The sequence below is a fragment of the Methanosphaera sp. BMS genome, from assembly GCF_003268005.1.
Lineage (GTDB): Archaea > Methanobacteriota > Methanobacteria > Methanobacteriales > Methanobacteriaceae > Methanosphaera.
In genome coordinates this window covers 2621541-2635122 of record NZ_CP014213.1, presented here as the reverse complement: position 1 = coordinate 2635122, position 13582 = coordinate 2621541, and the positions used below count along the sequence as shown (strand labels likewise).

At 30.1% G+C, this 13582-nt stretch carries 6 protein-coding genes and 1 pseudogene; 4 read left to right on the top strand and 3 right to left on the bottom strand.

Annotated features, from left to right (window positions below; translation table 11 throughout):
* The first annotated feature begins 2079 nt into the window (after window positions 1-2079).
* On the top strand, window positions 2080-8097 hold the full coding sequence (locus AW729_RS10065; RefSeq protein WP_112124992.1) for an Ig-like domain-containing protein: 6018 nt from the start codon (window positions 2080-2082) through the stop codon (window positions 8095-8097).
* 142 nt (window positions 8098-8239) lie between these two features.
* Here the strand turns inward: AW729_RS10065 and AW729_RS11795 are convergent.
* From AW729_RS11795 to cobS, 3 genes and pseudogenes are all read right to left on the bottom strand, one after another.
* Window positions 8240-8404: pseudogene (locus tag AW729_RS11795) on the bottom strand (tyrosine-type recombinase/integrase); the annotation flags it as partial.
* A 948-nt stretch (window positions 8405-9352) separates the two neighbouring features.
* Complete coding sequence (locus AW729_RS10055) at window positions 9353-9883, bottom strand: tRNA (cytidine(56)-2'-O)-methyltransferase (protein ID WP_112124991.1); 531 nt, start codon at window positions 9881-9883, stop codon at window positions 9353-9355.
* Window positions 9884-9893: 10 nt separating this feature from the next.
* Window positions 9894-10682: an adenosylcobinamide-GDP ribazoletransferase gene (cobS, locus tag AW729_RS10050; RefSeq protein WP_112124990.1), complete on the bottom strand. Its 789-nt coding sequence runs from the start codon at window positions 10680-10682 to the stop codon at window positions 9894-9896.
* Between the two features lie 339 nt (window positions 10683-11021).
* Here cobS and larC point away from each other — a divergent pair, with 339 nt between their 5' ends.
* Genes larC through AW729_RS10035 form a run of 3 tightly spaced genes read left to right on the top strand, consistent with a single transcriptional unit; the run spans window position 11022 to window position 13498 of the window.
* Window positions 11022-12242, top strand: coding sequence for a nickel pincer cofactor biosynthesis protein LarC (gene larC / locus AW729_RS10045; protein WP_112124989.1), 1221 nt, complete (start codon window positions 11022-11024; stop codon window positions 12240-12242).
* The gene (gene queC / locus AW729_RS10040) at window positions 12235-12918 is read left to right on the top strand and encodes a 7-cyano-7-deazaguanine synthase QueC (protein WP_112124988.1); all 684 of its coding nucleotides are present in this window, start codon (window positions 12235-12237) and stop codon (window positions 12916-12918) included. Before larC ends, queC begins: the two co-directional genes overlap by 8 nt.
* Before the next feature lie 13 nt (window positions 12919-12931).
* The gene (locus tag AW729_RS10035; RefSeq protein WP_112124987.1) at window positions 12932-13498 is read left to right on the top strand and encodes a DUF2284 domain-containing protein; all 567 of its coding nucleotides are present in this window, start codon (window positions 12932-12934) and stop codon (window positions 13496-13498) included.
* The last annotated feature ends 84 nt before the right edge of the window (window positions 13499-13582 follow it).

Genomic DNA, 13582 nt, shown 5'->3' with positions numbered 1-13582 from the left:
AAAAAACGCCCTACAGATATATGTATTAATTTTCAAGTTGTTAAATTTTTCGGTGAAGATGATAAATCATATTTAGAATTGCCAGAAACAGTCACTCCTGATTTAATACCTTTTTTAAAGTTGCTTAATCCATCAATTAATGGTGTTTTGTATGTTAAATCTGATTTAACTTGTCCTTATTGGGAGTGTCCGAAATCCAGTCCCCCTAATTAAATATTTAATAATTTATCAGTTGGTTGTAATACAAATATGAGTAAGATTGAATCTTTTTTTCCTAAGCAAATTATATAATTCCAACGTGAACGATTTATTTTCATTTTACGATTTACTCCTTTATCCGTACGATAACGTTTCTTTAACCTTGCAAGACACGTAACTATGAAAAATAACTCTGATAAATTGTTAGTACTTGGAATATCTTTATTTTCAATATGGAGCGTGAGTTTATCAAAGTTTTTATCTATTTGTTAATACATTCTACAATTAAATCAGGTAATTTAAATACATCAATTGTACCCACAATCTTCAGTTGTACCCACAATCTTCAGTTGTACATACACTAGTCCAATCGACTTATTAATCTCCAATTCCACCCCCATTAAGTTACCCATCACCTGATTAACACATAATACATAGGTACACAAAACCAAAATGTTCCCACAACCAATGCAAACACATAACTTAACATACCAAATGTAGATTATCCATCCAAAAATATTAAACTAGAACCAAGCATTTAATTTAATTATCAGTTGCCCTGATGATTTGATATTTTATTCAAATCTCCCCATTAATTATAGTTAGTAATTTTAATATAATGATAAAATGAAAAGAAACATTTATTGTATCATTTTCCAAAGAAAAGAATAGTTATACAACAAATCCTACAAATATAAAATAAAGCCAAAAATCATTTAACCATTAATTTTCATAGAATAATAATACATTGTAGATGAAAAGAGCCTTTATTGAAAAGTATTGATAAATAAGAGCATGCAACAATTTCATTTTCAGAATCTATCAACATATAATATTACCAGACAATTAAAAAGAATATAAGAGGCAAACATTAATGTTACGATATTGTTTATATTAATGTGATAATATTCCCATGTTAGTATTAGTAATCATATGACACATGATAATGATCTGTTGGATGTGGAGTATGGAATAATGTGTTGGATTTCAGGGCCAGATATGCTTTTTATGATAGCTTTTAATTTACTTTGCTATAGACATATATAACGAAGTAAAAATCAACCAATCACCCCCCCAACTAAAAACACCAACATAGCAAAAAACAAGAAAAAACATCCGAAAACACTACAAAATAACCACCACATATACATGTCACAAAATAAAACATGAAAACTAAACCCCCTAAAAGAAAAAATAGAAATACAAAAAAATGCTAAGACCATCCCATAACAGAACAATACATGAACATACAGAAAAATATGTACATTAATTTAGATACAGACAATATGCAAATAAATACCCACACATTCACAGCACCCACTCTACATTAAACCAAAATTAAACAAATAATAAAAAACAATAGAAAAAATATTAAAAAAACAATAAAAATAAGTAAAAAATAAAACCAAACCGCGACACAACTTAAAAAAATAAAACATCAACTCACCCCCCCCCCCCCTTTACTCTAAAAAGATAATAAATGCACTAAGCCCCCCTCCAAACGAAAAAATTTAAAATAATAAAACATAAGGTTTAAATAATCCTTAGATAAAAATAAAAGCTAATATCCTATTTCTAAAAATGTAATACAATGATTATATTTATTAAATATCAATTCTAAAAGATATACTTGATAATAACATCAATTTGAAATATTATAAAATTCTAGTGACATTATCAATATAATTAGAATAACCAAACAAACAATAATTTATTATAAATTATTAGAAATTACACGGTTTAACATCAATACATCCAATATTACTTAGTAAATATCTAATATCAAATGATTTTATTATCAATATCGAAAAAAAGTCAACTAATTTAGTAATTAGATTAGTTGATTTAAAAAAATATAATTCAAGAAAAAAGGTCGATAGAATGACAAAGAACATAAAAAGTATATTCTTTGTATTAACACTTGTTACATTACTTGCAACAGTTGGTGCTGTATGTGCAGCAGATGATGCAAACAGCACAGCTGCTGCTGATAGTAGTTTAAGTGATGTTGCATCAGTTAGTGATACTATTGTAACAGAAACTGCAACTACAAGTAATGATAATGTTAATACAAAGATGATAGAAAAAGAAGATAAAAACTTGAAAACTACAACAAAGACTGTTGAAGTAAACGATTATAATGAATTGAAAACAGCAATAAATACTGCTGTAAATGATGCAGATAATCAAGAATATATAATTAATCTAAAGGAATCAGAATATAATATTGGTTGGTCCATGTCTAATAATGCTAATTGGGGTGGAAATTCCCCAATATATAAAAGTATAATTATTAATGGTAATCATCAGACATTACAAGCAGGAACAACAAATATTTACATAAACAGTGGCAGTAACATTACTATAAATGATTTAGTAATTACGGGTACTGGTCGAAGAATAAACAATGGAAACTTAACATTAGTAAATCAGTCGCCGACTGTTGCAATTGAAAATAATGGAAATTTATCTCTGATTAAATCAGTTATCAATAACACTATTAATAATGGATACAATTTAACTATTGATAATGAAACTGTAATTGGTACAAATACTAATATCATGGGTCTTGGAATAATTAATATTAATTACATTGACAAACTTTTACCATACATGATGAGTTATAATGGGACATATACCTTTGAAAATGTTACTATAAATAAATATAAATCTAATTATGGTAATTTAACTTATATAAACTGTAATCTTAACGATGAAATAGATAACATGGATAATGGAACATTAACATTGAAAAATTGTACTATTACTGGAAGTCTTTATCTTTATGGTGGTAGTGTAATTATTGATAATGAATGTACATTTGGAACAAATTTTTTCCTATATGTAGATAAATATGGCTCTGGAAAAATTATAATGAATAATTCAAATAAAATATATCCATACATCAACTCATTTAGTGGAAATAATACATTAACCAATATAAGTATCAATAAAACCATTACAAACAATGGAAACCTAACATTAAATAACGTAACAATAAATAGTGCCATTACAAACAATGGAAACCTAACAATTGATGATTATACAATATTTGGAGAAAATTTCCTTATTGCAAACTATGGTAATATCATAATTAATGATACAGATAAGTTAATACCTTATCAAAGTATATATAATGGATCATTCACGTTCTCAAATATGAATATTAATACATTTAAACAGAATTATGGTAATTTAACATTGGTAAATTGTACAGTAAATGCCGCATTAATTAACCAAAACTATGCAAATTTAACCCTTTACAATTGTACAATGACTAAACGTATGGAAAACTATGGAAATATTTATCTAATTAACAATACTACATTTAGTGGAAATCTTGATACAAACTACGGAAATATATTTATCAATAATTCTATAATTTCATCTAATCAAATAATGCAAGGTACTATAACCACATATGAAGAAAGTACTCTTTCTTGTGGTTCAATACAATATGCTACAGTTATCATAAGTAATGAAACCATAATCAATACTTCTTTCTATGGTTGTACACTTATTTGTGATGATGGAAATAAAATATATCCATATACGGAATCATTTAGTGGAAACACTACGTTAACCAATATGAATATCAATAAAACCATTACCAATAATGGAAACTTAACACTAAAAAACTGTACTCTTAACAAAACTATCACCAACAATGGAATACTGATAATCAATGATGAAACAGTCCTCGGAGAAAATTTAGTTATAAATGGAAACGGAGAAATAACAATCAATGATACAAATAAAATAGTACCCCACTTATCAACATACAAAGGAAACTACACACTAGAAAACACAACCATAACAACAACAAAAACAAACAATGGAAACCTAACAATAAAAAATTCAACCTTAAATTCAACAATAATAAACAATGGAAACCTAACAATAAGCGATGACTGTATAATTGGAGACAATTGCCAAATAACAGGAAATGGACAACTAATCATGAACGATACCACCCGAGTAGGAATATACTCCGGAAACATCATAAAAGAAAATACTGTAATAAACAAATCAATTACTATTCCCGATGATGGAAATGTAACATTCATCAATTCTAATATAACAGCACCAATAACAAATAATGGTAACCTAACATTCAACACTTCAATATTGAACTCCACAATAACCAATAATGCTAACCTAACAATTGATGATAATACAATAATTGGAGAAAATTTCCTCATAAACAACTATGGTGATATCACCATAAATGATATAAATAGAATATTACCTCACTTCACCCAATATAATAGAGATTATACTATAGAAAATCAAACAATTATTACTGATAAAACTAACACTGGTAATTTAAAATTAATAAATTGTAACATTAGTGCAAAAATTACCAATGAGGGGAATATCACATTAATTAATTGCAGTTTATCAAACAACTACATGAACAATCAAGCAGCATTTACTCCTTCAGCTTCACTATTTAGTAATTTAGGTAATGCTTCAGTTATAAATTGTATTTTTGAAAATAATACTTTTAATATATCCAATAATAAATCAAGTAATTTCTATAAATTAGGTGGTGCTATTGTCAATAGAGGTAATTTATCCATTATAAATACTACTTTCAGAAATAATACAGTGGGTTATGCTATGATAACTGATAAAGAATCAGATTATCATTATGATTATGGAGTTAACTTTGGAGATGGAAGTTGTATTTATAATCAGGCAGGAACAGTTCTAATTAATAATTCATTATTTGAAGATAACTACTCTGGTAAAAACGGAGGAGCAATAATTTCCAATAGCTATATGGATATAATTAATACCACATTTTACAATAACACAGCTACACAATGTGGCGGTGCAATATTAATTACAAATGGAGATATAAATATTTCCGATAATGAATTCATAAATAATAAAATAGTTGTTTCCACAAATGGAGGAAATACTGTTATTTATGGTGGTGCTGCCATATCCATTGGAATAGGTGAACAAAATACTAGAATTAATTCGAATGTTTCTGTAAATAACACATTATTCAAACAAAATCATTTTGAAACAATTTCCTCTACATTTGGAAGTAGAAGAGGAAATACAATCTACAGACAAGATGGAATATTAACGATAGACAATTGTACATTTACAGAAGAAGAAACAGGAAACACCATGATTGTTTCATCAAATAATCATAGAACAGAACTAATGATAAACACCATCACAAACTCATACTTCTATAACAATATAGGAAGTGGATTTATAATTGATGATGGAACAGATCCAATCATGAAAATAATAAATAACACATTTACAAATAACAATAATCAAATTCTTATTTATGGAACTGCCGATTACATCATAAATAATACATTCATAGACAATAATTGTTCAAGCAATACAATCAATACCAATAATGAATCTGCCATAATAGAAAATAATTCATACTATAACACTACTATCACAGACAATATCACATTAAATACACCTAACAAAATATATTCTGGTGAACCAATAACCATTACTGGAACATATCAAATATTAGGCTCAAACTATGACAATAACATATTAGATCAAAATCAATTCCAAGTATACATTAATGGAAGATTAAATCAAACGGTAGATAATCTTGAATTTTCTATTACACCAACAACAGGAACTATGATGTTAACTGTTCAACCAACAATATCACAAACACGTAAAACCATAGCAATAAGAGCAACAACATTATCAAACATTACTATCACACCTGAAAACTACAATGAATATATCTATGAAGGAACATTACTCGGTGTAGGAAAAGATAGTAAAGTACTATTCCAAGGTGATTTCACAGACAAAGGAGAAATATACATAGACACAAACGACATCATATTAGATGGTTCAAACGCAACATTTACAAATACAGAATTCACACTTGATGCAGAAAACATTACAATCCAAAACATGAACATCATTAATAGTGAAACAACATATCCAATAGCAAACTACCAAAACAACAACATTATAACCAACAACACCATATCAATTACAAATATCCATGATAAAACTGCCACCATATACACTCACGCATCTAATACAATCATTGAAAACAACACATTAACTGTATCAGGACCAGCAAACACAATAGATCATTCTATAGCTTCAATAGCAGATACACAAGCAATATTATTAATAGGTGGAAACAATAACATTATACAAAACAATGACATAATAGTTAATAGTAGTGGAATAAATACTGCTTACGGAACAATAGAAGCTATAACAAATAGTAACGGTGCAACAAATACTCTTATCCGAAAAAATAGAATAAATATAACAGGTGCAAACTTTAATTATGCAATAAACAGCTTAACTGATGTAGAAAATATCCTAATAACAGACAACACAATACAAGTCAATGGTGAACGATATTGTGATGGAATACAAGTAGGAAATGGAGCAAACAACATAACCATTGACAACAACAACATCACATGCATATGTATAAATAACACCCCATTAAACGATGAAGGAGCAATAACATACGGAGTAATAGCAACCAGCATGGGAAGTGCTGAATCCAACAATATCACCATTACAAACAACAACATAGACATAACAGGAACAGTAAACTACGCAATAGAACTGTACAAAGTAAACAACACCGAAATACACAACAACAACATTACAGTAACCGGTCCATACTCACTAGGTATAGGATACAGCTACGCACCAAACGGTAATGCTATTGGAAATCATATAAACATAAACGGTGACAGCACCACACCTATCAACCAAATAACAGAAGAGATAAAACCTGAAAATACAGGAATTAGAATACAAAATGGAACACAAAACATATACATGGAAGCCAACACTATCACTACATCCGATGTAGGTGGACAAGATACTACAATACATTCAGATGAAGAAAGCGTGACAGCAATAAACAACAGATTAACCAGCAGCAAAGGCTATGGAGACGAAACAATAATAGCACCAGAAACAGCAGATATATCAGACAATGTAATTTATCCAAAAATAAACATAGAAGATATAACCACAATAATAAACACACCAACAACACTCCAAGCAACAGTTACAACCATAGATGGAAATAATATTAATACCGGAACAGTGTACTTCAAAGACATATCACGAAGAATTATTGCAAGTGCAGATGTTATTAATGGAACAGCACAAGTAGACCATATATTCAAAGAAACAACAAATACATTAATGTATGTAGTATACAATTCAACAAGTTCAGGAATAGCTATGATTGAAACAATGATAACATTAACAGTCAAAGACAAATTCCAGACAACAATCAGAATAGACGAAGTAAACCCAACAGCAGGTGAAACAGTTTCAATAACAGCACATATCACGGATGAAAATGATGAAGCCATAACCGGTGGAAAAGTATCATTCAAAGTAAACGGTAAAACCGTCAAAGATGCTAATGGTAAAGTAGTATATGCCAAAGTAGTTGACGGAGTAGCAACCGCTCAATACACTGTACCGGAAAACCTTGGCGGACAAGACATTAACATTACAGCAGTATACACTGGAACAAGCAAATACAACAAAGAAACCACAACAATCACTACAACTGTCACAGCACCTGAAGCAAAAATCACCATAACACCAATAACAAGTGACGTACAAACAGGAAGCACAGTAACACTTAAGGCTAAAGTAGCAATTGGTGACAAAGCAATCACCACCGGTAAAATTGTCTTTAAAATTAACGGTAAAACCGTTAAAGATGAAAATGGAAAAGTAATCTATGCTAAGGTAAATGCTAATGGTGAGGTAAGTGTAGACTACACCATACCAGAATCATTCAAAGCAGGAACTTACAACATTGAAGCTGTATTTACAGCCTCAGGTTATGAAAAATTAACAGATAATACTACGATGACTGTTGTAAAATCATAAAAAAATATACACTCATACAAGCAATTTACAACATATCATCCTTTTAATTATAGTGGATATAACTTAATAATAGACTATGAAATAATTAGTTTGATGTGGAGATAACACTCTCCACAACACATTTTTTTTATTTTGAAAATATTTATATTGTTTCTAATTTTTTAAATCTGACAATTACATCTTTTTCTTTTAAATTAGTATATATCTGTGTTGTTGCTATATTTTCATGCCCTAGGAATTCTTTTACGTAGTTTATTTCATTGTTTTTTAGTGCTTCTATTGCAAATGTGTGTCGTAGGTTGTGTGGTTTTAGATTTTCCGAATAGCATGTGGTATTTTTTTATTATTTTTATTTGATGAATTTATTTGAGATAAGTATATATATTAATAAATTAGATAATATTAACCATACTAATGACTTTCAGTAAATGACGGAAGCATAGTAATTAAGTGGAATGTCTATGTTAGAATCTATTTATAGATTCTTATAACATAGCATTTAAAAGTATGTACTCGTTTTTCTAATAAATCACATTTTAAAGATATTTTTCAATTTTAACAAATCTTTTATATTATTTTTTATAGACATTATACTTGTAGGTATAGATGAAGATCCTCTTTTTGCTTGATTGATAATTACTCACTTAAATTATCTTTCAAACACTATTTACTATTAAAGGAGGTGAAAATATGCTATCCGTCATTTATCAGGTTTTAGTAATCATTTTACTAATATTTGAAATAATAAGAGAAATAATTCTTTTATACAAAGTTATTAAATGTTAACCTCCAATTCATTTAATAAACAATAGTTAACAGATAAGGATACGGATATACCTACATTTCATATAGTAACTACGACTATTTTTTTACAACTTTATTTCCTGTATCATATTCCATTTTTCTATGATTTTTTGTTCGCATATTATATTAATATACGACAAAACAACCCAAAACACACCACCAAAAATAAACAAACCAACAACAAACACCAATAAACAGTAAACAAACTAACTATAAAACACAACAAATACTAAAAAATAAAAAATCAATCTTTTCCAATAAAAAATAAACAAAAACACAAAAATATTAAATATAATCAAATCAAGCATTTTATTGAGAGTATCGAGTCTAAAATCAGGATATTAAATCAACATCTATAAGTATGTTAGAAATGCAAATGGATTATGAACGATTAAATAGAATAAATATATTAATCAAATAGAAATTGAATAAAAAAAAGTAATAATGAAGTTTATTTTCTCTTATTAATAACTTCTTTAAATTCATTGTTTGGAATAATCTCCATTTTACTATCAGAATAGACCGTATTAAATTCCTCACCGTCCATGATATAATGAAGACATATGGCAAGTGCGGCCACTTCGGAGTGAGGCTGATTGGTTACGCTGAGGTTCCAATCGGATTCCTCGTAAACCTCCGTAGGCACCTTGGCTCCACCAACTATTATGAGCTTATCCTTGCCGTTATCCCGTATAGTTGGTATGACATCACATACCTGTTTTCCATACATTGTCAAATGTATTACTTCAAATCCATTATCCTTATGTTCTTTGATTACTTGTCTGAAATTTTTATTGTATTCGACTTGGAAGTTTCCTCCCCAATTATCTACTATACGCTCTACGGATTCAATGATATGATTATCCTGTTGTCCGCTTAGAATAACCTTATCGGCTCCAAAGGCACGGGATGTCAAACATACATGTGTTGTTATTCTTGTATCCCTACCAACTCTATGATCTAATCTTAAAACTGTAATCATTTAATAACTCCTATAAAATATTGAATAATATCACTAAAACTATTAATGTAATTGTTCTTGACAATTCATTTGTAGCACCCATTATGTCACCGGTTACACATCCAAAGTTTCTCTGTGCAATAAATGACATCATAAAACCGGTAAACACTGCAACAAATGCAACTACAACACCTGCAATACCTATTAACAGGTAGCCTATAATTGATATGAGTATTAAATTTACCAATAGTATCTTAATGTTCATACCATCCTTTATTTGTCTGCCAATACCCTTTGAATCATCATCCCCATATAACATACTTGTTATCATGGAATATTTGCTGCATGTTTCTGCCAGTACAATAACGGCCAGCAGATGGGAATAATCTATTGATGAATATGCGGCTATTGTAATTGCAGCTACCAGGAAGAAGGTACTTATTCCACCGGTTCCTACCATTGAATCTCTCATAATCTCCAATCGTCTTTTGGCATCACCATGAGCCATGAGTCCGTCACCCATATCCAATACACCGTCAAGATGGTTGAATCCGGTAAACCATAATATGAATGCATATACAAGTGCTGATGTTAAAAGCGGTGTAAAATGAAATATGTACATTAACACATAAGCAAATATCATCGCGACAAATCCGATAAACATGCCAACATAAGGCCATAACATTACGGATCCCTGCATCTGTTCAATGGTAATGTAGCGTGTAATGGGTATTCTAGTGGAAAATGAGATAATTCCCAATAGACCGTTGACAGAAGGCCTTAATTTATGAGTTGAATGTTGATCCAGATTGTTATCCATAAAATCACCATTATTTATTATTTTTAAAGTTTACTAAGTTATAATCCCCTTAAATTATTGATAATTAATAAAATAATATCATGATAAATATTAAATCTTATTATACAATTTTATTTACGTAATTATACTTCATTAATTAGATATGTATTTAATAGCTTAAATTATTAATGTTTATATCAATATGTAAAATTAGACCTGATGAAAAAATTTCACTCATCCGTATCCTATTTTTTATCTTGAGTACAAAATTTGAAAATTATATTCATTGGCTATGGATAATTGAAAGAATTAAAAATAAAGAAAAATAAAAATTAATACAATTAAGGAAGGTTGATAATTATGGTGTTAATTATAGATGCTCAAACATCAGGAATTGCAGGCAACATGTTTATAGGTGCATTCGTTGATTTAGGAGCAGATAAAGATAAGATTATAAAGGTTATAGAGGATTATGCATGTGAATTTGGAGATATCTCCATAAATGTAGAAAAAAAGCCTAAAAATGGGGTTATGTCCACTTATTTTAATATTCAGACAACAGATCATGAACATAGGAAATATAATGAATTGATGGATAAGATAGATGAAATAACCAAAAATAAATATCCTGGCGATAAGACTGTAAAGGATAGTGTATTATTAGCCAAAAAAATATTCAAAACAATAGCCGTTGCCGAATCAAACGTTCATGGAATGAAACTGAATGAACTTCATTTCCATGAAGTGGGATGTGCCGATGCCGTGGCGGATGTTATTGGTGCCTCATATGCATTTCACTTATTAAATCTGGATGAAGAAAAGGTATACTCCCTACCGGTAGCTGTGGGTTCAGGTACCGTGAAAACCAGCCATGGAATATTACCAGTACCTGCCCCGGCTGTTTGTAACATATTGAAGGATGTTCCTACGATTGGTGGACTTGCCAACTGTGAAATTGCCACTCCCACCGGTTCCAGCATACTTGTTAACATAACGGATGAATACGTTGAATCAATGCCGTTGATTTACCATAAGGAAATTGGTTACGGTTCAGGTACAAAAGATCTTGAAGTGTTAAATGCATTAAGATTAATTAAAGCCGATAGTCTAACCCAAAAGGACAGTATTTCAATTCTTGAGACCAACGTCGATACATTGACGGGTGAAGTACTTGGAAGTTTGTTTGAAAAGATAATGGATGAAGGAGCTAGAGATGTAAGTATCACTCCAACAATCATGAAAAAAAACAGGCCTGGACATATCATCAAGGTCATAGCAAAGAACAATGATGTTGAACACCTATGTGATGTTTTAATGCAGGAGACCGGTTCCCTGGGTATCAGAATCATTCCACAGATACACCGATCAGTAGCTAGAAGGGAGATAGTTTCAAGAAATGTCATTATTAACTCCGATGAATTTGAAGTTCATTATAAGGTGGGCTATATTAGAAATAAGCTTATCACCTGCCGTCCGGAATATGAGGATGTTAAAATGATATCCCAAAAAACAAATATTCCTATAAAGGATTTGGATGAATACCTCAAGAACAAATATATAATAGATGATATGAATGAGTAAAGCAAGGGCGATTGCTGTTTTGTCAGGTGGCCTTGATTGTTGTGTTGCAACGAGCATATACAAGGACGACTACGATATAACAGCAATAACATTTAACTATAATCAAAAAAGTTTGGATGAAGAGATTAAGGCCGCCGGGAAAATATGTGAACAATTCCATATGAAACATGTGATTATTGACCTTCCATGGCTGGATAAAATAAGTAATTCTAGCTTAAATAATGATGAGAATGTTCCTGAGGTTAGTTTGGATGAATTGGATGACGATGAAAAATCCCTGGAAAACGCAAAGAGCGTATGGGTTCCAGCCAGAAACACGGTTTTCTGCAGTATTGCATTAAGTTATGCCGAAAGTATCAATGCGGAAATTATAATAGTTGGATGGGATTATGAGGAGGCTGTTACCTTTCCGGATAATTCTAAAGAATATCTTGAGTCCTTTAATAAGACAATTGAATATGGATCGTTTGATAATATTAAAATTAAGGCACCCCTCATTGACATGACCAAAAGGGAAATAGTTGAAAAAGGTAATGAAATTAATGCTCCTATGGATATTAGTTATTCCTGTTATAATGGAACAAGTAAACATTGCGGTGTATGTGAATCATGTAAACGTAGAAAAAGAGCATTCCAACAGGCAAATATGGATGATCCTACAGAATACCTGAATTGATGAGTTGATAGTTATGGATATTGATTATGAAGTTAAAAGAATGACAAAAACCCTTGAGACCGGTGAATTCTATGATAGGTTTTCAAACTTCGATTTGGTACAGGGTTATTGTAAACAGTGCCCCAGATATGATACCAATTATTCATGTTCACCATTGGACATCAATATCAGGGAGTATATCCTGGATTATGACTTTATTGACATTACAGTTACCCAGTTATTCTTTAAGATTGAGGATTACGAGAAGGATTACACCAAGGAAGAACTTAATGAAGTTTTAAACAGTTCTTATTATCAGGAACGAAAAAAGACCGTTGATGAAATAGTTGAAAGGGAAAAAACCTTTAATCATGCCGAGAGCATTACCGGTCCGTGCAATAATTGTGTTGCTGATTGTAAAAACAAGTATGATAAATGTATTCATCCGGAAATCAGACGTTTTTCCCTTGCATCCTTAGGCATGGATAGCAAGAAGATATTGAAGGATCTGTTTGACATTGAATTGTTACTGATTGAAGGCCAATTACCCAAATATTTAAATAATCTATCATCATTGCTTTATAGCCTGGATGAAAAGTAGTTCTAATGTTAATTGATGTTAGAAAAAATAGAGTTTTAATATTTAAATCGGATTATATAATAATTAGAACATAATTTAAGAAAA